This window comes from Pseudomonas sp. S04 (genome assembly GCF_009834545.1).
Lineage (GTDB): Bacteria > Pseudomonadota > Gammaproteobacteria > Pseudomonadales > Pseudomonadaceae > Aquipseudomonas.
Map to the genome: position 1 here is coordinate 1 of NZ_CP019427.1, position 21,506 is coordinate 21,506.

The window sequence follows — 21,506 nt, forward strand, 5'->3', positions numbered from 1 at the left end:
GTGTCAGTGGAACTTTGGCAGCAGTGCGTGGAGCTTTTGCGCGATGAGCTGCCTGCCCAACAATTCAACACTTGGATCCGTCCACTACAGGTCGAAGCCGAAGGCGACGAGTTGCGTGTCTACGCACCGAATCGCTTTGTTCTCGACTGGGTCAATGAAAAGTACCTGAGCCGCGTGCTCGAACTGCTGGATGAGCATGGCAACGGCATGGCGCCTGCGCTTTCCTTATTAATAGGCAGCAAACGCAGTTCGGCACCGCGGGCCGCGCCCAATGCACCTTTGGCTGCTGCGGCATCGCAAGCCCAGGCTGCAGCGGTGCCGGCACCGGTCAATACACCAACGCCGGCTCCAACCAGCAAGCGTTCGACGCAGAAAATCGTCGAGGTCAATGAAGAGCCGTCCCGCGACAGCTTCGATCCGATGGCTGGCGCCAGTTCGCAACAGGCCCCGGTGCGTGCCGAACAACGTACCGTGCAGGTAGAAGGTGCGCTCAAGCACACCAGTTACCTGAACCGGACCTTTACCTTCGAAAATTTCGTCGAGGGTAAGTCCAACCAGCTGGCCCGCGCTGCGGCCTGGCAGGTCGCGGACAATCCCAAGCACGGTTACAACCCGCTGTTCCTGTATGGCGGCGTTGGCTTGGGTAAAACTCACTTGATGCACGCTGTGGGTAACCATCTATTAAAGAAGAATCCGAATGCCAAGGTCGTGTACCTGCATTCCGAGCGCTTCGTGGCCGACATGGTCAAGGCGCTGCAACTGAATGCGATCAACGAGTTCAAGCGTTTCTACCGTTCGGTGGACGCCCTGCTCATCGATGACATTCAGTTCTTCGCCCGCAAGGAACGTTCCCAGGAAGAGTTTTTCCACACGTTCAACGCCCTGCTTGAAGGTGGCCAGCAGGTCATCCTCACCAGTGACCGTTATCCCAAGGAGATCGAAGGCCTTGAAGAGCGCTTGAAGTCGCGCTTCGGCTGGGGCCTGACGGTTGCCGTCGAGCCTCCTGAACTGGAAACCCGCGTCGCGATTCTGATGAAGAAAGCCGACCAGGCCAAAGTCGACCTGCCGCACGATGCCGCGTTCTTTATCGCCCAGCGCATTCGCTCCAACGTGCGTGAACTCGAAGGCGCGCTCAAGCGTGTTATCGCGCACTCGCACTTCATGGGCCGCGACATCACCATCGAGTTGATTCGCGAATCCCTGAAAGACCTGTTGGCGCTCCAGGACAAACTGGTCTCTGTGGATAACATTCAGCGCACCGTCGCCGAGTACTACAAGATCAAGATTTCCGACTTGCTGTCCAAACGCCGTTCGCGTTCGGTGGCCCGTCCACGTCAAGTGGCCATGGCCCTGTCCAAGGAACTGACCAACCACAGCCTGCCGGAAATCGGTGATGTGTTTGGCGGTCGCGATCACACCACGGTGTTGCACGCCTGCCGCAAGATCAACGAACTTAAGGAATCCGACGCGGACATCCGCGAGGACTACAAGAACCTGCTGCGTACACTGACCACTTGATGAACACCAGCGCAGCTTATTAAGGCAAGGGACTAGACCATGCATTTCACCATTCAACGCGAAGCCCTGTTGAAACCCCTGCAACTGGTCGCAGGCGTCGTCGAGCGCCGACAGACCTTGCCGGTGCTTTCCAACGTGCTGCTGGTTGTCGAAGGCCAGCAGTTGTCGCTGACCGGTACCGACCTGGAAGTCGAGCTGGTCGGTCGTGTGCAACTTGAAGAACCGGCCGAGCCGGGCGAAATCACTGTCCCGGCACGCAAGCTGATGGACATCTGCAAGAGCCTGCCGAACGACGCGCTGATCGACATCAAGCTCGATGAGCAGAAGCTGGTGGTCAAGGCCGGTCGTAGCCGTTTTACCCTGTCGACCCTGCCAGCCAACGACTTCCCTACCGTGGAAGAAGGCCCGGGTTCGCTGACGTGCACCCTGGCGCAAAGCAAACTGCGTCGTTTGATCGAGCGCACCAGCTTTGCCATGGCGCAGCAGGATGTTCGCTACTACCTCAACGGCATGCTGCTGGAAGTGTCCGCCGGGATCATCCGCGCCGTGGCTACCGATGGTCACCGTCTGGCCATGTGCTCGATGCAGGCTGACATCGGCCAACCGGATCGCCACCAGGTGATCGTGCCACGCAAAGGTATCCTGGAACTGGCACGCCTGCTGACTGAGCCGGACGGCAACGTGAGCATCGTGTTGGGCCAACACCACATCCGTGCCACCACCGGTGAATTTACCTTTACCTCGAAACTGGTCGACGGCAAGTTCCCGGATTACGAGCGCGTCCTGCCAAAAGGCGGCGACAAGTTGGTACTGGGCGATCGCCAGGCCCTGCGTGAAGCATTCAGCCGTACGGCGATTCTGTCCAACGAGAAGTACCGCGGCATTCGCCTGCAACTGGCCAATGGTCAGCTGAAGATCCAGGCGAACAACCCGGAACAGGAAGAGGCGGAAGAAGAAGTAGGCGTTGAGTACAACGGCGGCTCCCTGGAAATCGGCTTCAACGTCAGCTATTTGCTGGACGTGCTGGGCGTGATGACCACCGAGCAGGTGCGCTTGATCCTGTCTGACTCCAACAGCAGTGCGCTGGTGCAAGAGTCCGACAACGACGACTCGGCTTACGTTGTCATGCCGATGCGCCTGTAAACATGTTCAGCAGCCGCTAGATGTCCCTCAGTCGCGTCTCGGTCACCGCGGTGCGCAATCTGCACCCGGTGACCTTCTCCCCCTCCCCCCGCATCAATATTCTGTACGGCGCCAACGGCAGCGGAAAAACCAGTGTGTTGGAAGCCATCCATCTGCTGGGGCTCGCCCGTTCGTTTCGCAGTACCCGCCTGCTACCGGTGATCCAGTACGAACAGTTGGCCTGTACGGTATTCGGCCAGGTCGAATTGGCCGAAGGCGGCCACAGCGCGCTGGGGATTTCCCGTGATCGGCAAGGCGAGTTTCAGATTCGCATCGATGGGCAGAACGCCCGCAGTGCCGCACAACTCGCAGAAATCCTGCCACTGCAATTGATCAACCCGGACAGTTTTCGCCTGTTGGAAGGTGCGCCGAAGATTCGCCGTCAGTTCCTGGACTGGGGGGTGTTCCACGTGGAACCGCGCTTCATGTCCACCTGGCAGCGCTTGCAGAAGGCCCTGCGCCAGAGAAACTCTTGGCTGCGGCATGGTACACTTGACGCCGTTTCGCAAGCGGTTTGGGACAGAGAATTGTGCCAGGCCAGCGCTGAAATTGATGAATACCGCCGCGCTTACATCAAAGCCTTGAAACCAGTCTTTGAACAGACCTTGAGCGAACTCGTCGAACTCGAGGGCTTAACGCTTAGCTATTACCGGGGTTGGGACAAAGAGCGGGAACTGAGTGCAGTGCTCGCCGCGTCCGTACACCGGGATCAGCAAATGGGGCATACCCAGGCCGGACCGCAACGCGCTGATTTGCGCCTTAGATTAGGCGCGCACAATGCCGCGGACATCTTGTCCCGGGGTCAGCAGAAGTTGGTGGTTTGCGCCCTGCGGATCGCCCAAGGGCATTTGGTCAGCCAGGCCCGGCGCGGCCAATGTATTTATCTGGTGGATGATTTGCCGTCCGAACTGGATGAGCAGCACCGCCGCGCGCTTTGCCGTTTGCTGGAAGACTTACGCTGCCAGGTGTTCATCACCTGTGTAGACCACGAATTATTGAGGGAAGGCTGGCAGACGGAAACGCCAGTCGCTTTGTTCCACGTGGAACAGGGCCGTATCACCCAGACCCACGACCATCGGGAGTGAAGGCATGAGCGAAGAAAATACGTACGACTCAACGAGCATTAAAGTGCTGAAAGGCCTGGATGCCGTACGCAAACGTCCCGGTATGTACATTGGTGACACAGACGATGGCAGCGGTCTGCACCACATGGTGTTCGAGGTGGTCGATAACTCGATCGACGAAGCTTTGGCTGGCCATTGCGACGACATCAGCATCATCATCCACCCTGATGAATCGATCACCGTACGCGACAACGGTCGCGGCATTCCGGTAGACGTGCACAAAGAAGAAGGCGTTTCGGCAGCCGAGGTCATCATGACCGTGCTGCACGCCGGCGGTAAATTCGACGACAACTCCTACAAAGTATCCGGCGGTCTGCACGGTGTAGGTGTGTCGGTAGTGAACGCACTGTCTGAAGAACTGATCCTGACCGTTCGCCGTAGCGGCAAGATCTGGGAACAGACCTACGTGCACGGCGTTCCGCAGGAGCCGATGAAGATCGTTGGCGAAAGCGAGACCACCGGTACCCAGATCCACTTCAAGCCATCGGCTGAAACCTTCAAGAACATCCACTTCAGCTGGGACATCCTGGCCAAGCGGATTCGTGAACTGTCGTTCCTCAACTCCGGTGTGGGTATCGTCCTCAAGGACGAGCGCAGCGGCAAGGAAGAGCTGTTCAAGTACGAAGGCGGCCTGCGTGCGTTCGTTGAATACCTGAACACCAACAAGACTGCGGTCAACCAGGTGTTCCACTTCAACATCCAGCGTGAAGACGGCATTGGCGTGGAAATCGCCCTGCAGTGGAACGACAGCTTCAACGAGAACCTGTTGTGCTTCACCAACAACATTCCCCAGCGCGATGGCGGCACTCACCTGGTGGGTTTCCGCTCCGCGCTGACGCGTAACCTGAACACCTACATCGAAGCCGAAGGCTTGGCCAAGAAGCACAAAGTCGCCACCACTGGTGACGATGCGCGTGAAGGCCTGACCGCAATCATTTCGGTGAAAGTGCCGGATCCGAAGTTCAGTTCCCAGACCAAGGACAAGCTGGTTTCTTCCGAAGTGAAGACCGCGGTCGAACAGGAAATGGGCAAGTACTTCTCGGACTTCCTGCTGGAAAACCCGAACGAAGCCAAGCTGGTAGTCGGCAAGATGATCGACGCCGCCCGTGCCCGTGAAGCGGCGCGTAAAGCTCGTGAGATGACGCGTCGTAAAGGTGCGCTGGATATCGCCGGCCTGCCGGGCAAACTGGCGGACTGCCAGGAAAAAGACCCTGCCCTCTCCGAACTGTACCTGGTGGAAGGTGACTCTGCTGGCGGTTCCGCCAAGCAGGGTCGTAACCGTCGCACCCAGGCCATCCTGCCGCTCAAGGGCAAGATCCTCAACGTGGAGAAGGCACGCTTCGACAAGATGATCTCTTCCCAGGAAGTGGGCACCTTGATTACCGCGCTGGGCTGCGGTATCGGCCGTGACGAGTACAACATCGACAAGTTGCGTTATCACAACATCATCATCATGACCGATGCTGACGTCGACGGTTCGCACATCCGTACCCTGCTGCTGACCTTCTTCTTCCGTCAGTTGCCGGAGCTGATCGAGCGTGGCTACATCTACATCGCCCAGCCGCCGTTGTACAAGGTGAAGAAAGGCAAGCAAGAGCAGTACATCAAAGACGACGACGCCATGGAAGAATACATGACGCAGTCGGCCCTGGAAGATGCGAGCCTGCACCTGAACGAGGACGCGCCAGGTATCTCCGGTGAGGCCCTTGAGCGCTTGGTGAACGACTTCCGCCTGGTGATGAAGACCCTCAAGCGTCTGTCGCGTCTGTACCCGCAGGAGCTGACTGAGCACTTCATCTACCTGCCGGCAGTGAGCATGGAGCAGTTGTCCGATCACGCAGCGATGCAGGATTGGCTGGCCCAGTACGAAGTACGTCTGCGGACCGTCGAGAAGTCGGGCCTGGTCTACAAGGCCAGCCTGCGTGAAGACCGTGAGCGTAACGTCTGGCTGCCGGAGGTCGAACTGATCTCCCACGGCCTGTCGAACTACGTCACTTTCAACCGCGACTTCTTCGGCAGTAATGACTACAAGACCGTGGTCTCCCTGGGCGCGCAACTGAGCACCCTGCTGGACGACGGTGCGTACATCCAGCGTGGCGAGCGCAAGAAAGCCATCACCGAGTTCAAGGAAGCCCTTGAGTGGCTGATGAACGAAAGCACCAAGCGCCACACCATCCAGCGCTACAAAGGTCTGGGCGAGATGAACCCGGATCAGCTGTGGGAAACCACCATGGACCCAGCACAGCGCCGGATGCTCAAAGTGACCATCGAAGACGCCATTGGCGCGGACCAGATCTTCAACACCCTGATGGGTGATGCGGTCGAGCCACGCCGTGACTTCATCGAAAGCAACGCTCTGGCAGTGTCGAACCTGGACTTCTGATCCGGTTTCTCCTGCAGTAAACAAAAAGGCCAACGCATCGCGTTGGCCTTTTTTATTGCTCGCTGGTTTCAGGCGCTGACGCTTTCCAGTCGATAGCCGTAACCGTAGATCGTCAGCAGTTGCCAACCCCGGTCGGCGGTCAGCCCCAGCTTGTTGCGCAAGCGGTAGATATGGGTGTCCAGCGGTCGGGAAGAGACCATTTCTTCATGGGTCCAGAAACGCTGGTACAGGTATTCCCGGGACAACGGTCGACCCAGGTTGGCGAACAGGCAGCGTGCCAGGCGGTACTCGCGCTCGGTACAACTGATGGGGATACCGGCACGGGTGACCGTGAGCTCGGCGTCATCGAACACCAGGTCGTTGAAGCTCTGCACTTCGCTGGCGGCGTGGCGCAACACGCCATGGCGGCGCAGCACCGCATTGACCCGGGCCTTGAGCTCGTTGGGGCGAAAGGGTTTGCTGAGGTAATCGTCTGCCCCGGCGTTAAGCGCCTGGACAATATCGCTCTCGGCATCGCGGCTGGTGAGCATGATCGCCGCCGGCGGGGCTTCCATGTGCTCGCGCGTCCAGCGCAACAGCGCCAGGCCACTGAGGTCTGGCACTTGCCAGTCGAGGATCAACAGGTCGAAGGTCTCGCGCCGCAGTTGCCGCAACAGTTCCTCGCCGCGCTCGAAACTGTGCAAGCTCCAGGCGTCTTCCCCGGCTTCCGGCATCTGTCGCAGTGTCTGTTCCACCCGGCGTAGCTCGGCGGGTTCGTCATCCAGTATGGCGACACGCATTCGGGGTCGTTCCTTTATTTCGTGAAGTGTGGACGGGCAAGGCAAGGCCGTGCCGGAGCGAGTTTAGGCTGATTGGTTGAATCTGAACAATTATGGCGATTTGCTCCAGGTCGAGTGATGGCTGGTTACGCTGATATCAATTAGCCGGTAACTGGCCAAAATCTGACTCGATGGCGCAAGGAAAGGAACGATGGTTAGCAGGTTGGATCTTCGCGCCGGGATGTCGGAGGTGACCTTGGGCGTGGTGCTGACCCGGTGCCTGTGTTTGGCATTTTTCACCAGTATGGGGATGGCTTCGCCCACGGTGAACTCCAGCACCGCGGCTGCGCCCGTGGCGCAGGCGCCACGCTACTACAGCCCGGCAGTGATCAATGTCGGCTTCAGTGATTCACGGGGTTTTGCCCCGGTCAGCGGCGCCGAGGACGGCGACCAGGGCACGCGTTTGCGAACCCGGGAAGACCAACCGCGCTGGGTGTTCTGAAGGGCTGGACGGAGAATTCTGAACAAATATGCAGAATCGACTTTTCGGTCATTGGTGTAGGTAAATTCGTAAGTGTCGAGCGGCAATGGAGCATTCGGAAGTGCTCCGACACAGGGAGTGTCGACGCCAACCTGGCGGGACCGCCGATCGCCGGTTCGCTTGCGGTCTGCAGTCCAGGGGGAAAACAGGGAGCCGCTCAAGATCCACGCTGGATCCTGACAGATCCGGCCGACACAGGGACGTGTCACCTCAATCCCTTCAGGTCTGTGCAAATCTGCCTACCTGGCGCAGCGCCCCGTCAGGTATGGTGCGTGCTGCTGTTGACTCAGCGGCTCGAACAGATTTTCAGAAAATGCGCCAAAGCGAATCCCATGACTCCAATCTCCTCCTTGCACTGTCGCCACTTGGGTACTTGCCTGTTGCTCGTGGCAGGCCTGGTCGGTCCGTTGACCCAGAGCGCCACTGCCGCCTCTTCCAGCGCCAAGCGCCTGCCCTACATCGATGACCAGCAGCAATGCCGTGGCCAACCGCTGCCCGCTACGGTCGAACACCTGACGGGCGAAGCCTGGAAGCTTGATCGCAAGGGCCAGCAGGTGGCGCTGGAGGAAGGCATGACGGTGGATGAGGAGGAAGGCGTGAAGACTTCTCCTACAGCCTTTGTCAGCCTGTCCCTGGGTGATGGCTCGCGTATCGTCCTGCCCTCCAGCTCCCAGGTCACCCTGAGCCTCAACGATGAGCTCAAGGTGCCTCAGGTCCTTCTGCAACAAGGTCAGGTCGAGTCTTATGTGATCAAGCGCGCCAGCGACTATGATCGTTTCCAGATCGTCACACCGGTAGGTGTGCTCGGCGTTCGCGGTACCCACTTTCGGGTGCGCAACGATGCTACCGGGCACTCGCTGCTCGAGGTGCTCAATGGCCAGGTGGCCGTGGATCGGGATGAGCTGGCGAAAAAACCTGCGGGCAAACCCTTGCCCGTAGCCCGCGCGGATGATGAAGTACAGGTCATGGCTCGCCAGGGGCTGCGCATCCAGAAGGAAGGCAAGTTGACTCCCAGCGACCTGCTTCCGGCTCCTCGATTGCTCGGCCAGGCCGGGCAGACGGGCCCGACACCGGTCTGGAAATTGATCATGAAACCGCTGGAAGGCGCCACGCGTTATCGGGCCCAGGTCGCCACCGATTCCGGGTTCATGAACATCAAGCAGGAACAGTTTTCCGATACGCCAGAGATCAATTTCAGCGGATTGAAGGCGTTTTATTATCACGTTCGGCTCTCGGCATTCGATCAGCAGGGGCTTGAAGGAGAAACCGGGGTATATGACATCTTCTATTACCCCAGCCCCTCACGGGTCCAATAGCGCCGCGGCGATGGGCCGATGACGCGCTGGCCAAGGAAGGAAGGTCGCGAGCCGACCCAGGCGCAGCGATTGTTTCGGCGAATGGTCCGCGAATGGCTAGGGGTCAGCCTGATCCTGCTGCCGCTGACGGCGGTATTGTCCCTGAGCCACGGCCTGACCCTGAGCAACTTGCTGTACGACAACCTGCGACGCTTGAGCCCGCTGCCGGTCGACCCGCGCATTCTCATCGTGACCATCGACGACTACAGCCTGCAGCAACTCGGCAAGTGGCCCTGGCCGCGGACCGTGCACGCCGACCTGCTCGACCGGTTGACCGCGGCCGAGCCCAAGGGCGTGTTGTTCGATGTGATCTTCAGCGAGCCGGACTCCTCCCCCGAGAATGACCAGCGCCTGGCCCAGGCACTCTGCCGGGCCGGCAATGTGTACATTCCGTTGCTGCGCGAAGGGGCCGCTCGCTTTGACCAACCACTGGGTGAGATCGAACCCGTGGCACCCTTGAGCCAATGCGCCAAAGGGGTCGGACACATCAATGCCGAAGCGGACGCTGACGGCAAGGTACGTAGTGTCTACCTGCGTGAAGGTCCGGCGCCGCAACTGCGAGCGCAATTGGCGTGGCTGCTCTACCAAGCGAGCACCGACGCTCCTGCCGCCCTGCCCGGCTCGTATGCGCCGCAGACGGTGCAAGGCTGGCAACGGGCCAATAGCGTGCGTATTCCGTTCATCAGCCAGCCTGGTGGATTTCCCACAGTGCCTTACGCCAGCGTGTTGCGTGGGGACGTGCCAGCGCAACTGTTGCGCGACCGCTTGATTCTGATCGGGTCCACCGCGCCGGGCCTGGGCGACCGCTATGTGACACCACAGTCAGCGAGCCTCGGCACCACACCGGGCATCGAGATCCAGGCCAATCTACTCAACGGCCTGCTGCAACAGCGCAGCATCCTGGTGCTGGGCAATGGCTGGACGCTGAGTTTATCCACAGCCCTGGTTGCCGGACTGCTGGCCCTGCTGCTGTTCCGGCCGCGGCGCGCGCTGTGGTTGACCCTGGGCGGCATGGCGAGTGCCCTGCTGGTCTCTGCGTTATTGCTGCGGGCAGGATGGTGGTGGTCGCCGATGGCCAGCCTGCTGGGGATGCTACTGGGCTATCTGATCTGGAACTGGCGTCGCCTGAATGCGGTGCTCGCCTATTTCGGCTGGGAACTGGAGAGGCTGGATAACGAACCCAAGGTATTCCCCGAGCGCCGGCGTACAGCGGCCCCGGCTGGCGATGTACTTCAGGGACAGATTGTCGCCCTGGAACAGGCCATGAGTCGCACCCGCGATACTCGTCGGTTTATTGCCGATGGCCTGGAGTACTTGCCAGTGGCGACCTTGATCAGCGGACCGGATGGCCAAGTGCTGTTGGCCAACCGCAATGCCCGCGCGCTGTTCGCCGATGACCTGGTGGGTGAGCCACTGGTGGCCCGCCTGGCCGGACTAGGTTATCCAGGGCTGCAGGAAGGGGCTTTGCCGGCGGTTTCGACCCTGGGCAGCAGCGAGTTTCGCGACCATCAGGGACGCAGTCTGCGGCTGGAGCTGGCACCGTTGCTGCCGGCTGAAGGCGGCGTGGCGATTGGCTGGCTGCTCAGCCTGACCGACCTGAGCCTTGAGCGTGAGGCCGAGGAACAGCGCGCGGTGCTGCTGCGCTTTCTTTCCCATGATCTGCGTGCGCCGCACTCGGCGATCCTGGCCCTGCTCGACGTGCAGCATCAACAAGGCAGCGCGGACCCGCACCTGCACAGTCAGATCGAGCTACAGGTGCGCAAGGCCCTGGGCCTGACCGAAGCCTTCGTACAACTGGCCAAGGCGGAATCGGAGGCCTATCAGTTCGCGCCGAGCATGTTTGCAATGTTGGTGCTCGACGCATTCGATCAAGCCATGAGCAGCGCCCAGCTGAAACAGATCGAGCTGCTGCATGACCTGGATGACGAAGCCGAAGGCATGGTGCTGGCGGACCAGTCGCTGCTGACCCGGGCCCTGTTCAATCTGTTGGAGAACGCCATCAAGTACAGCCCGGCCGGGAGCCAGGTACGGCTGCGGGTCAGTTGTGCACAGGGCTGGCTGAGCTGTGAGATCAGTGATCAGGGCCAGGGTATCGCGGCCGAGGAGCTACCAGAGTTATTCAGCCAGTACCGGCGCTTTGCATCCTCGCAGGGCAGTGAAGGCTTGGGCCTGGGACTGTCGATGGTCAAGGCGGTAGTGGATCGCCATGGCGGGCGGATCCTCTGTCAAAGCCGGGTCGCCGAGGGCACGACTTTCCGGGTTGAGTTGCCGTTACTGGAGGATTGATTGGTGGTTCGAACGGGCATAAAAAAACCGGCATCCATGGCCGGTTTTTTTATCACTGGGAAAACTTATGCACGTTTTACGGAGTTTTATCAGCTTAAGAAATATGCATATAAATCATTAAGTTAGATAAAGAATAAAGCATTCAGCAGGAAATCCGTGCACAGGTTATCCACAGAATCACTGCGCTTGTTTATCCACCGCAGCGGACAGTGGCGGCAGTGAGCCCATGTCGCGCTGGGTCTGCTCATTCCATGCGGCAGCGCGGTCGTTCAACTCGGCAACCGCCCGCGGCCCGCTGCCTTCGGCGTACATTGGCGCGCCGATGACCACGGTGATAACCCCCGGCTTCTTCGCCCAGCCGGTTTTCGGCCAGAACTTGCCAGCGTTGTGCGCAATCGGCAGCACCGGCAACTGGGCGTTGACCGCCAGCGCCGTACCGCCCCGGGAGAACTTGCCGACAGTACCAAACGGTACGCGGGTGCCTTCCGGGAAAATCAGCACCCAGACCTTGTCCTTGAGCAGTTCGTCACCCTTCTTGGCGACATGCTTGAGGGCGGCCTTCGGGTTGTCGCGGTCGATGGCGATCGGGCGCAGCATGGCCATTGCCCAGCCGAAGAACGGCACGAACAGCAACTCGCGCTTGAGCACTTGGCTCAAGGGCTCGAAGTACGCGGAGAGAAAGAAGGTCTCCCAGGTGCTCTGGTGGTTCGACAGGATCACGCACGGCTGGTCCGGGACGTTCTCGGCGCCTTTGACTTCATAGCGGATGCCCAGGAACACCTTGCTCAGCCACAGCGCGCAGCGGCACCAGTAGACGTTGATGAAACGGTAGCGTGCCTTGAACGGCAGGAAAGGCGCGATGAAAAAGCTCAGGCTGCACCACAGCAACGAACTGGTGCCCAGCAGCAGGTAAAAAAGAAAGGTTCTGATTGCCTGCAAGATCGACATGGTCGCGATTACCGTTGCGGGTCAGTGCCCGCCTTCTAAAAGCGCGCTCCCGAACAGTCCTTGGTCAGGAAGTCAGAATCGCCCTAGTTGTTGATAAGTTCTGCGGCAATCGCCGCCAGATCGTCAAAAATCAAAGTGCCTGCCGGCAGGGTCTTGCCCTGAGTCTTTGCGCCTTTACCGGTTTTTACCAAGACTGGCTGAGAGTCGACGGCTTTTGCCGCCTCCAGGTCACTGAGACTGTCGCCGACGAACCATAGGCCCGTCAGCGGCACGTCGTAATGTGCGGCAATGGTTTTTAGCATGCCGGGTTTCGGCTTGCGACAGTCACAGCCTGCGTCCGGCCCGTGGGGGCAGTAGACGATCAGGCCGAGTTCGCCACCCTGCTCGGCCACCAGCGTACGCAAGCGCGCATGCATGGCGTCCAGGGTGGCGACATCGTAATAGCCACGAGCGATGCCCGACTGGTTGGTAGCAACCGCTACCGTCCAGCCGGCCTTGCTCAACTGCGCGATGGCTGCGATCGATCCCGGCAGTGGAATCCACTCCGCCACCGACTTGATGTAAGCGTCGGAGTCATGATTGATCACCCCGTCCCGATCGAGAATCAGCAGTTTCAAACGGTCTTACCCCAGCAACGAAATGTCGGCAACGCCCAGGAACAGGCCACGCAAGCGTGCCAGCAGTGCGTAACGGTTAGCCCGCACGTTGGCGTCTTCGGCATTGACCATTACCGCTTCGAAGAACGCATCCACTGGCTCGCGCAGGGCTGCCAGGCGCGCCAGTGCTTCACGGTACTGGCGAGCGGCGGCCATTGGCTGCACAGCCTGGTCCGCTTGCTGGATCGCCGAGTACAGGGAGAACTCGTTGGCGTTGTCGAAGTACTTGGCCTCAACCGTGGTCGGTACGCTGCCTTCGAGCTTGCTCAGCAGGTTCGACACGCGCTTGTTCACCGCGGCCAGGGCGGCGGCTTCAGGCAACTGACGGAAGGCTTGTACCGCCTGCACGCGTTGATCGAAGTCCAGCGCCGAACCCGGGTTCAGGGCACGCACCGACAGGTAGGTAGCCACGTCCACGCCTTCGTCTTCGTAACGCGCACGCAGGCGGTCGAAGATGAACTCCAGCACCGAGTCAGCCAGGCCTGCGGACTTGACCTTGGCCCCGAAGGCTGCCACGGCGAAGGCCACGGCGTCGGTCAGGTCGAGTTCCAGCTTCTTGTCGATCAGGATGCGCAACACGCCCAGCGCTGCACGGCGCAGGGCATACGGGTCTTTGCTGCCGGTTGGCAGCATGCCGATACCGAAGATGCCGACCAGGGTGTCGAGTTTGTCGGCGATCGCCACGGCCGCACCGGTCAGGGTGCTCGGCAGCTCGGCGCCAGCACCGCGCGGCATGTACTGCTCGTTCAGGGCCAGGGCAACGTCTTCTGGCTCGCCATCGTTGAGGGCGTAGTAGTAACCGGCGACGCCTTGCATCTCCGGGAACTCACCGACCATTTCGGTCGCCAGGTCGCACTTGGACAGTAAGCCCGCGCGCGCAGCCCATTGAGCGTTGCCGCCAATGTGCGGGGCGATGAAGGCGGCGAGCTTGGAAACGCGCTCGGCCTTGTCGTAGACGCTGCCCAGTTTTTCCTGGAACACCACGTTCTGCAGGCGCAGGTTGAAGTCTTCGAGTTTCTGCTTCTTGTCTTGCTTGAAGAAGAATTCGGCATCGGTCAGGCGTGGGCGAACCACTTTCTCGTTACCGTCGATGATCTGCTGCGGGTCTTTGCTCTCGATGTTGGCCACGGTAATGAAGCGTGGCAGCAACTTGCCGTCGGCATCCAGCAGGCAGAAGTACTTCTGGTTGTCCTGCATGGTGGTGATCAGGGCTTCTTGCGGCACGTCGAGGAAACGTTCTTCGAACGAGCACACCAGCGGCACTGGCCATTCGACCAGCGCGGTCACTTCATCGAGCAGCGCTGGCGGAACGATCGCCGTGCCTTCCTGGCGGGTGGCCAGCTCTTCGGTGCGCTTGCTGATGATCTCGCGGCGCTCGTTGGCGTCAGCCAGCACGTAGGCGGCACGCAGGTCGGCCAGGTAGCTTGCCGGCGAACCGATGCGCACGTTTTCCGGGTGGTGGAAGCGGTGACCACGGGAATCGCGACCGGCCTTCTGGGCCAGGATGGTGCAGTCGATGACCTGGTCACCCAGCAGCATGACGAGCCATTGGGTCGGACGGACGAACTCTTCCTTGCGGGCACCCCAGCGCATGCGCTTGGGAATCGGCAGGTCATTGAGGGAATCTTCGACGATGGTCGGCAGCAGGCTGGCGGTTGGCTTGCCCTTGATCACCTGGCTGAAACGCAGTTTCGGGCCGCTCTGGTCGATTTCGCTCAGCTCGACACCGCACTTCTTGGCAAAACCCAGGGCGGCCTGGGTCGGGTTGCCTTCGGCATCGAACGCGGCCTGGCGTGGCGGGCCGTCGAGGTTGATGCTGCGATCCGGTTGCTGGGTCGCCAGCGCGCTGATCAGCACGGCCAGGCGCCGTGGCGCGGCATAGACCTGCTTGGCTTCATAGCCCAGGCCCGCAGCTTGCAGGCCCTTGTCGATACCGGCCAGGAAGGCCTCGGCCAGGGTGTTCAGGGCCTTGGGTGGCAGCTCTTCGGTGCCCAGTTCAACCAGGAAATCTTGCGCACTCATTGTGCAGCCTCCAGCTTGGCCAGTACTTCATCACGCAGGTCCGGTGTCGCCATCGGGAAGCCCAGCTTGGCGCGCGCCAGCAGGTAGGCTTGCGCAACGGAACGCGCCAGGGTGCGCACACGCAGGATGTATTGCTGACGCGCGGTCACCGAGATCGCCCGGCGCGCATCCAGCAGGTTGAAGGTGTGCGAGGCCTTCAACACCATTTCGTAGCTTGGCAGCGGCAGCGGCTGGTCGAGTTCGATCAGGCGCTTGGCTTCGCTTTCGTAGAAGTCGAACAGTTCGAACAGCTTCTCGACGTTGGCGTGCTCGAAGTTGTAGGTCGACTGCTCCACTTCGTTCTGGTGGAACACGTCGCCGTAGGTCACCTTGCCCATCGGGCCGTCAGCCCAGACCAGGTCATAGACCGAGTCCACGCCTTGCAGGTACATGGCCAGGCGCTCGAGGCCGTAGGTGATTTCGCCGGTCACCGGGTAGCACTCGATGCCGCCCGCCTGCTGGAAGTAAGTGAATTGGGTCACTTCCATGCCGTTGAGCCAGACTTCCCAGCCCAGACCCCAGGCGCCGAGGGTCGGCGATTCCCAGTTGTCTTCGACGAAACGGATGTCGTGCACCAGCGGATCCAGGCCCACGTGCTTGAGGGAGCCCAGGTACAGCTCCTGGAAGTTGTCCGGGTTCGGCTTCAGGACTACCTGGAACTGGTAGTAGTGCTGCAGACGGTTCGGGTTTTCGCCGTAGCGGCCGTCAGTCGGGCGACGACTGGGCTGCACATAAGCGGCGTTCCAGGTTTCCGGGCCGATGGCGCGCAGGAACGTGGCGGTATGGAAAGTGCCGGCGCCTACTTCCATATCGTAGGGCTGAAGTACCACACAACCTTGCTCGGCCCAGTATTGCTGGAGGGCGAGGATCAAGTCTTGGAAGGTACGCACGGCTGGCGTAGGCTGGCTCACGAAATTCACCTGTTTCTTGGGCTGCGATTTAAAGAGCGGGAGTATACCCGATTCGTTCGTGCGCACGCCCCCTGGAGCCTTATGCCACGCTGCTTTTGGTGTTCCGAAGATCCGCTGTACATGGCCTATCACGATCAGGAGTGGGGCGTACCGCTACGCGATGCGCAGCGCTTGTTCGAGTTGCTTTTGCTCGAAGGGTTCCAGGCCGGACTGTCATGGATCACTGTGCTGAAGAAGCGCGAACGCTACCGTGAGGTGCTGTACGGCTTTGATGTGCAGCGCGTGGCGCAGATGAGCGACGCCGAAATCGATGACCTGATGCTCGATCCCGGGATCATCCGCAACCGCCTGAAACTCAATGCCGCCCGGCGCAACGCCCAGGCCTGGCTGGCGCTGGAAGATCCGGTGGGCTTTCTGTGGTCGTTTGTTGGCGGGGTGCCGACCATCAACCATTTTCAGGATCGCAGCCAGGTGCCGGCCGTGACCCCGGTCGCCGTGGAAATGAGTCGCGGGCTGAAAAAGGCCGGTTTCACGTTCGTCGGGCCGACCATTTGTTATGCCCTGATGCAGGCCTCTGGCATGGTCATGGACCACACCCGCGATTGTGATCGTTACGCCGAGTTGGCGGTGCGCGGTTAGAATAGCCGGCTCGCAACAGGATTCAGACAACAGGAGTGACCTGTGGATAAGTTTAAAGGCGCCTTGCTGGTAGGCGCTCTAAGGTTGTTTGCCCTGCTCCCGTGGCGGGCAGTGCAAGCGGTGGGCGCGGCGATTGGCTGGGTCATGTGGAAAACCCCCAACCGTTCCCGCGACGTGGTGCGCATCAACCTGGCCAAGTGTTTCCCTGAAATGGACCCCGCCGAGCGTGAGCGCCTGGTGGGCCAGAGTCTCAAGGACATCGGCAAGTCCCTGACCGAAAGCGCCTGCGCGTGGATCTGGCCTGCCCAGCGTTCGATCGACCTGGTGCGTGAAGTCGAAGGCCTGGAGGTGCTCAAGGAAGCCCTGGCGTCGGGCAAGGGCGTAGTCGGCATCACCAGCCACCTGGGCAACTGGGAGGTGCTCAACCACTTCTATTGCAGCCAGTGCAAACCGATCATTTTCTACCGTCCACCCAAGCTCAAGGCGGTGGATGAACTGCTGCGCAAGCAGCGCGTGCAACTGGGCAACCGCGTGGCGGCGTCCACCAAGGAAGGCATTCTCAGTGTCATCAAGGAAGTGCGCAAAGGCGGCGCGGTGGGGATCCCGGCTGACCCGGAGCCGGCTGAATCGGCCGGTATCTTCGTGCCCTTTTTCGCCACCAAGGCCCTGACCAGCAAGTTTGTGCCGAACATGCTCGCCGGCGGCAAGGCGGTCGGGGTATTCCTGCACGCCCTGCGCCTGCCGGACGGCTCGGGCTACAAGGTGATCCTGGAAGCCGCCCCCGAGGCGATGTACAGCACCGACACCGAGACGTCCTGCGCGGCCATGAGCCAGGTGGTCGAACGCTATGTGCGGGCGTATCCGAGCCAGTACATGTGGAGCATGAAGCGCTTCAAGAAGCGTCCGCCGGGTGAAGAGCGCTGGTACTGAAGATTCACTGAGCTTCAGGATACCCGTGTCATCGTTGACGACCATCGCGGGCAAGCCCGCTCCCACAAAAGCCGCGATGGTCTCAAGAGCACCGCGCCCCTACAGGGCGCTCGTGCGATCGAGCTTTTTCAGGAACACCGTCATTTCCTTTTCGGCCTGCTTGTCGCCATGGGCGCGAGCAGCTTCCAGGCCCTGTTCCCAGGCCTGGCGCGCGGCCGGATAGTCCGCGAGCGCCAACTGAGCCTTGCCCAATAGCTTCCAGGCCGCAGAATATTTCGGATCGAATGCCACGCAGCGCGTGAAGTGTTCGGCGGCCTTGGCGTTTTCTCCCAGATCCAGATACCCCTTGCCCAGCCCGAAGCGCAGCAATGAGTTATCCACACCCTTGGCGAGCATTTTTTCCAGGGATTCGAGCATGGTTCAATTCCTTAAATCCAATGTAGGAGCGGGTGCCCGCTTGCGGCTTACTCGCGAAGAGGCCCGCCCAGGCGCCGCAAATCCGCGATCAGAAGAAGCTCAATCCCACGTGGAACAGCTTCTCCACATCGCGAATATGCTTTTTATCCACAAGGAACAGAATCACATGGTCCCCGGCTTCGATCACTGTGTCGTCGTGGGCGATCAACACTTCCTCGTCGCGGATGATCGCGCCAATGGTGGTACCTGGCGGCAATGCGATGTTCTCGATGGCCTTGCCGATGACCTTGCTCGACTTCTCGTCACCGTGGGCAATTGCCTCGATGGCTTCTGCCGCCCCCCGGCGCAGTGAGTGCACGCTGACGATGTCGCCTCGACGCACGTGAGCCAGCAAGGTGCCGATGGTCGCCAGTTGCGGGCTGATGGCGATGTCGATGTCACCGCCCTGGATCAGGTCCACATAGGCGGGGTTGTTGATGATGGTCATGACCTTCTTCGCACCCAGGCGCTTGGCCAGCAGCGAAGACATGATGTTGGCTTCATCGTCGTTGGTCAGCGCCAGGAAGATATCGGCGTCGGCGATGTTCTCCTCCAGCAGCAAGTCGCGGTCCGATGCGCTGCCCTGCAACACCACGGTGCTGTCGAGGGTGTCCGACAGATAGCGGCAGCGGGCCGGGTTCATCTCGATGATCTTGACCTGGTAGCGGCTTTCGATGGCCTCGGCCAGGCGCTCGCCAATCTGCCCGCCACCGGCGATGACGATGCGCTTGTAGCTTTCGTCGAGGCGGCGCATTTCGCTCATGACCGCGCGAATGTTGGCTCGGGCGGCAATGAAAAACACTTCATCGTCGGCCTCGATTACGGTGTTGCCTTGCGGCAGGATCGGCCGGTCACGCCGGAAAATCGCCGCCACCCGGGTATCGACGTTCGGCATGTGTTCGCGCAACTGGCGCAGTTGCTGGCCTACCAGCGGTCCGCCGTAGTAGGCCTTGACCGCCACCAACTGGGCCTTGCCCTCGGCGAAGTCGATCACCTGCAGGGCACCGGGGTGTTCGATCAGGCGCTTGATGTAGTTGGTCACTACTTGTTCCGGGCTGATCAGCACATCGACCGGAATCGCGTCATTGTCGAACAGCTCGGCGCGGGTCAGGTAGGACGCCTCGCGCACCCGGGCGATCTTGGTCGGGGTGTGGAACAGGGTATGGGCGACCTGGCAGGCGACCATGTTGGTTTCGTCGCTGTTGGTCACGGCCACCAGCATGTCGGCGTCGTCGGCGCCGGCCTGGCGCAGCACCGTAGGCAACGAGCCGCGACCTTGCACCGTGCGGATGTCGAGGCGATCGCCGAGATCGCGCAGGCGTTCGCCGTCGGTGTCGACCACAGTGATGTCGTTCGCTTCGCTGGCCAGATGTTCTGCCAGTGATCCACCCACCTGCCCTGCGCCGAGGATGATGATCTTCATCCGTCTACTCCCTTAAAACCGGTTAACCGCGCGCGGCGGCAATCTTGATCAGCTTGGCGTAATAGAACCCGTCATGGCCACCCTCTTGCGCCAGCAACTGGCGACCATGGGGTTGCTTGATGCCGGCCTGGCTGGCGATGTCCAGTTCGCGAGCGCCGGGGGTGCGCCCGAGGAAGGCTGCGATCACTTCGGTGTTCTCGGTCGGCAGTGTCGAGCAGGTGGCGTACAGCAAGATGCCGCTTACCTCGAGGGTTGGCCACATCGCGTCGAGCAGTTCGCCTTGCAGCACGGCCAGCGCGGCGATGTCATCGGGTTGGCGGGTCAGCTTGATGTCCGGGTGCCGGCGAATTACGCCCGTCGCCGAACAAGGCGCGTCGAGCAGAATCCGCTGGAACGGCTTGCCGTCCCACCAGGCCTGGGTGTCGCGGCCATCGGCGGCGATCAGCTCGGCGCTCAGGCCCAGCCGTTCGAGGTTCTCCTTGACCCGTACCAGGCGCTTGGCTTCGAGGTCCACCGCCACCACACCGGCCAGCCCAGGCTCGACTTCGAGGATATGGCAGGTCTTGCCGCCGGGTGCGCAGCAGGCGTCGAGCACTCGCTGGCCCGGCGCCAGGTCCAGCAGTTCGGCGGCCAGTTGCGCCGCTTCGTCCTGCACGCTGATCCAGCCTTCGCTGAAGCCCGGCAGGCTGCGCACATCAGTCGGGGTCTCGAGCACGATACCGTCCTGGCTGAAGGTGCACGGCTGAGCGGCTACCCCGGCCTGGCTCAGCAACTGCAGGTAGGCAGCGCGGTCATGATGGCGGCGATTGACCCGCAGAATCATCGGAGGGTGTGCGTTGTTCGCGGCGCAAATGGCTTCCCACTGCAGGGGCCAGAAGGCCTTGAGGGATTTTTGCAGCCAGCGTGGATGGGCGGTGCGTACTACCGGGTCGTGCTCGAGTTCGGCCAACAGCGCTTCGCTTTCACGTTGCGCGCGGCGCAGCACGGCGTTGATCAGGGCCTTGGCCCAGGGCTTTTTCAGCTTGTCGGCGCAGCCCACGGTTTCACCGATGGCGGCGTGGGCTGGTACCCGGGTGTAGAGCAGTTGGTACAGGCCGACCAGCAGCAACGCCTCGACATCGGCATCCGCCGCCTTGAAGGGCTTTTGCAGGAGTTTTCCCGCCAGCGCCGACAAGCGTGGCTGCCAGCGTGCGGTACCGAAGGCCAGGTCCTGGGTGAAGCCGCGATCGCGGTCTTCGACCTTGTCCAGTTGAGTCGGCAGGGAGCTGTTGAGGGACGCTTTGCCACTGAGGACAGCGGCCAGTGCCTTGGCGGCGGCCAGACGTGGGTTCATTGCGCGTCCACCGACTGGCCGAGCACGGTGCCCAGGGCAAATTTCTCGCGGCGGCTGTTGAACAGGTCGCTGAAGTTCAGGGCCTTGCCACCGGGCAATTGCAGGCGGGTCAAGCACAGCGCTTGCTCACCGCAGGCGACGATCAGGCCGTCCTTGCTGGCGCCGAGCACCTCGCCCGGGGCGCCTTGGCCATCGGCCAAGTGGGCGGCCAGGACTTTCAGGGCCTCGCCATTGAGGGTGCTGTGGCAGATCGGCCATGGGTTGAAGGCGCGTACCAGGCGTTCCAGTTCGACCGCCGGGCGGCTCCAGTCGATGCGCGCCTCGTCCTTGTTCAATTTGTGCGCATAGGTGGCGAGGCTGTCGTCCTGCACTTCGCCTTGCAGGGTACCGGCGGCCAATCCGGCAATCGCCTGCAGCACTGCGGGCGGGCCCATCTCGGCAAGTCGGTCATGCAGGGTGCCGCCGGTGTCCTGGCCGCTGATCGCAGTGCTCACCTTGAGCAGCATCGGCCCGGTGTCGAGCCCCGCCTCCATGCGCATCACGGTGACGCCGCTCTGCGCATCGCCCGCTTCGACGGCGCGCTGGATCGGCGCCGCACCGCGCCAGCGCGGCAACAGGGAAGCATGGCTGTTGATGCAACCCAGGCGTGGGATATCCAGCACCACCTGCGGCAGGATCAGGCCATAGGCGACCACCACCATCAGGTCCGGCTGCAGCGCGGCCAGTTCGGCCTGGGCGTCGGCATTGCGCAGGGTCGGCGGCTGGAATACTGGAATGTTGTGTTCCAGGGCCAGTTGCTTGACCGGGCTTGGCATCAGCTTTTGCCCACGACCTGCCGGACGGTCCGGTTGGGTGTAGACCGCCACGACCTCGTAAGGGCTGTCGAGCAGGGCCTTGAGGTGTTCGGCGGCAAATTCGGGGGTGCCGGCAAAGACGATGCGCATTGAGGAGGCTCTCGGTTTCAGAAGCAGTCACAAAAGAAAAAGGCTTGCCGCAGCAAGC

The 21,506-nt window shown here is 61.2% G+C and carries 18 protein-coding genes; 9 read left to right on the forward strand and 9 right to left on the reverse strand.

Annotated elements, in window-relative coordinates:
* The 4 genes from dnaA to gyrB are packed head-to-tail and all read left to right on the forward strand — an operon-like array spanning position 1 to position 6,207.
* Positions 1-1,518, forward strand: coding sequence for a chromosomal replication initiator protein DnaA (gene dnaA / locus PspS04_RS00005; protein ID WP_159992934.1), 1,518 nt, complete (start codon positions 1-3; stop codon positions 1,516-1,518).
* 39 nt (positions 1,519-1,557) lie between these two features.
* Positions 1,558-2,661, forward strand: coding sequence for a DNA polymerase III subunit beta (dnaN, locus tag PspS04_RS00010; protein WP_095165074.1), 1,104 nt, complete (start codon positions 1,558-1,560; stop codon positions 2,659-2,661).
* A gap of 20 nt (positions 2,662-2,681) precedes the next feature.
* Entirely contained in the window at positions 2,682-3,785 is a 1,104-nt protein-coding gene (gene recF / locus PspS04_RS00015; RefSeq protein ID WP_019694407.1) for a DNA replication/repair protein RecF, read from the forward strand.
* 4 nt (positions 3,786-3,789) lie between these two features.
* On the forward strand, positions 3,790-6,207 hold the full coding sequence (gene gyrB / locus PspS04_RS00020; protein ID WP_095165077.1) for a DNA topoisomerase (ATP-hydrolyzing) subunit B: 2,418 nt from the start codon (positions 3,790-3,792) through the stop codon (positions 6,205-6,207).
* A gap of 68 nt (positions 6,208-6,275) precedes the next feature.
* On the opposite strand, the gene PspS04_RS00025 is transcribed toward gyrB, so the two are convergent.
* Entirely contained in the window at positions 6,276-6,986 is a 711-nt protein-coding gene (locus tag PspS04_RS00025; RefSeq protein WP_159992936.1) for a response regulator transcription factor, read from the reverse strand.
* Positions 6,987-7,176: 190 nt separating this feature from the next.
* Between PspS04_RS00025 and PspS04_RS00030 the strand changes: the two genes are divergently transcribed.
* From PspS04_RS00030 to PspS04_RS00040, 3 genes are all read left to right on the forward strand, one after another.
* On the forward strand, positions 7,177-7,467 hold the full coding sequence (locus tag PspS04_RS00030) for a hypothetical protein (RefSeq protein WP_159992938.1): 291 nt from the start codon (positions 7,177-7,179) through the stop codon (positions 7,465-7,467).
* A gap of 371 nt (positions 7,468-7,838) precedes the next feature.
* Positions 7,839-8,822 (forward strand): FecR family protein, encoded by a 984-nt coding sequence (locus PspS04_RS00035; RefSeq protein WP_159992940.1) that lies wholly within the window; start codon positions 7,839-7,841, stop codon positions 8,820-8,822.
* Between the two features lie 18 nt (positions 8,823-8,840).
* The gene (locus PspS04_RS00040) at positions 8,841-11,147 is read left to right on the forward strand and encodes a CHASE2 domain-containing protein (RefSeq protein WP_159992942.1); all 2,307 of its coding nucleotides are present in this window, start codon (positions 8,841-8,843) and stop codon (positions 11,145-11,147) included.
* A gap of 177 nt (positions 11,148-11,324) precedes the next feature.
* On the opposite strand, the gene PspS04_RS00045 is transcribed toward PspS04_RS00040, so the two are convergent.
* The 4 genes from PspS04_RS00045 to glyQ all read right to left on the reverse strand — a co-directional run bounded on the left by PspS04_RS00045 (position 11,325) and on the right by glyQ (position 15,723).
* Positions 11,325-12,095, reverse strand: coding sequence for a lysophospholipid acyltransferase family protein (locus PspS04_RS00045; protein ID WP_095165082.1), 771 nt, complete (start codon positions 12,093-12,095; stop codon positions 11,325-11,327).
* A gap of 83 nt (positions 12,096-12,178) precedes the next feature.
* Positions 12,179-12,712: a D-glycero-beta-D-manno-heptose 1,7-bisphosphate 7-phosphatase gene (gmhB, locus tag PspS04_RS00050; RefSeq protein WP_159992944.1), complete on the reverse strand. Its 534-nt coding sequence runs from the start codon at positions 12,710-12,712 to the stop codon at positions 12,179-12,181.
* A 6-nt stretch (positions 12,713-12,718) separates the two neighbouring features.
* Positions 12,719-14,773, reverse strand: coding sequence for a glycine--tRNA ligase subunit beta (gene glyS / locus PspS04_RS00055; RefSeq protein ID WP_159992946.1), 2,055 nt, complete (start codon positions 14,771-14,773; stop codon positions 12,719-12,721).
* A complete protein-coding gene (gene glyQ, locus PspS04_RS00060; protein WP_008155694.1) occupies positions 14,770-15,723 on the reverse strand; it encodes a glycine--tRNA ligase subunit alpha in 954 nt (317 codons plus the stop codon). Before glyQ ends, glyS begins: the two co-directional genes overlap by 4 nt.
* Positions 15,724-15,804: 81 nt before the next feature.
* Between glyQ and PspS04_RS00065 the strand changes: the two genes are divergently transcribed.
* Together PspS04_RS00065 and PspS04_RS00070 are read left to right on the forward strand one after the other, a co-directional pair.
* Positions 15,805-16,362 (forward strand): DNA-3-methyladenine glycosylase I, encoded by a 558-nt coding sequence (locus tag PspS04_RS00065; RefSeq protein ID WP_095165085.1) that lies wholly within the window; start codon positions 15,805-15,807, stop codon positions 16,360-16,362.
* Positions 16,363-16,404: 42 nt separating this feature from the next.
* Entirely contained in the window at positions 16,405-17,292 is an 888-nt protein-coding gene (locus tag PspS04_RS00070) for a lysophospholipid acyltransferase (protein WP_095165086.1), read from the forward strand.
* A 99-nt stretch (positions 17,293-17,391) separates the two neighbouring features.
* On the opposite strand, the gene PspS04_RS00075 is transcribed toward PspS04_RS00070, so the two are convergent.
* The 4 genes from PspS04_RS00075 to fmt all read right to left on the reverse strand — a co-directional run bounded on the left by PspS04_RS00075 (position 17,392) and on the right by fmt (position 21,448).
* Complete coding sequence (locus PspS04_RS00075; RefSeq protein ID WP_095165087.1) at positions 17,392-17,709, reverse strand: tetratricopeptide repeat protein; 318 nt, start codon at positions 17,707-17,709, stop codon at positions 17,392-17,394.
* A gap of 88 nt (positions 17,710-17,797) precedes the next feature.
* On the reverse strand, positions 17,798-19,171 hold the full coding sequence (gene trkA, locus PspS04_RS00080) for a Trk system potassium transporter TrkA (protein WP_095165088.1): 1,374 nt from the start codon (positions 19,169-19,171) through the stop codon (positions 17,798-17,800).
* Positions 19,172-19,193: 22 nt separating this feature from the next.
* A complete protein-coding gene (gene rsmB, locus PspS04_RS00085; RefSeq protein WP_159992948.1) occupies positions 19,194-20,504 on the reverse strand; it encodes a 16S rRNA (cytosine(967)-C(5))-methyltransferase RsmB in 1,311 nt (436 codons plus the stop codon).
* Entirely contained in the window at positions 20,501-21,448 is a 948-nt protein-coding gene (fmt, locus tag PspS04_RS00090) for a methionyl-tRNA formyltransferase (protein ID WP_159992950.1), read from the reverse strand. Before fmt ends, rsmB begins: the two co-directional genes overlap by 4 nt.
* Positions 21,449-21,506 lie beyond the last annotated feature (58 nt).

Bases quoted from the DNA above. Each gene is read 5' to 3' on its own strand.
- dnaN (WP_095165074.1), top strand. From the start codon at position 1,558: ATGCATTTCACCATTCAACGCGAAGCCCTGTTGAAACCCCTGCAACTG.
- recF (WP_019694407.1), top strand. From the start codon at position 2,682: ATGTCCCTCAGTCGCGTCTCGGTCACCGCGGTGCGCAATCTGCACCCG.
- gyrB (WP_095165077.1), top strand. From the start codon at position 3,790: ATGAGCGAAGAAAATACGTACGACTCAACGAGCATTAAAGTGCTGAAA.
- PspS04_RS00025 (WP_159992936.1), bottom strand. From the start codon at position 6,986: ATGCGTGTCGCCATACTGGATGACGAACCCGCCGAGCTACGCCGGGTG.
- PspS04_RS00030 (WP_159992938.1), top strand. From the start codon at position 7,177: ATGGTTAGCAGGTTGGATCTTCGCGCCGGGATGTCGGAGGTGACCTTG.
- PspS04_RS00035 (WP_159992940.1), top strand. From the start codon at position 7,839: ATGACTCCAATCTCCTCCTTGCACTGTCGCCACTTGGGTACTTGCCTG.
- PspS04_RS00040 (WP_159992942.1), top strand. From the start codon at position 8,841: ATGACGCGCTGGCCAAGGAAGGAAGGTCGCGAGCCGACCCAGGCGCAG.
- PspS04_RS00045 (WP_095165082.1), bottom strand. From the start codon at position 12,095: ATGTCGATCTTGCAGGCAATCAGAACCTTTCTTTTTTACCTGCTGCTG.
- glyS (WP_159992946.1), bottom strand. From the start codon at position 14,773: ATGAGTGCGCAAGATTTCCTGGTTGAACTGGGCACCGAAGAGCTGCCA.
- PspS04_RS00065 (WP_095165085.1), top strand. From the start codon at position 15,805: ATGCCACGCTGCTTTTGGTGTTCCGAAGATCCGCTGTACATGGCCTAT.
- PspS04_RS00075 (WP_095165087.1), bottom strand. From the start codon at position 17,709: ATGCTCGAATCCCTGGAAAAAATGCTCGCCAAGGGTGTGGATAACTCA.
- trkA (WP_095165088.1), bottom strand. From the start codon at position 19,171: ATGAAGATCATCATCCTCGGCGCAGGGCAGGTGGGTGGATCACTGGCA.
- rsmB (WP_159992948.1), bottom strand. From the start codon at position 20,504: ATGAACCCACGTCTGGCCGCCGCCAAGGCACTGGCCGCTGTCCTCAGT.
- fmt (WP_159992950.1), bottom strand. From the start codon at position 21,448: ATGCGCATCGTCTTTGCCGGCACCCCCGAATTTGCCGCCGAACACCTC.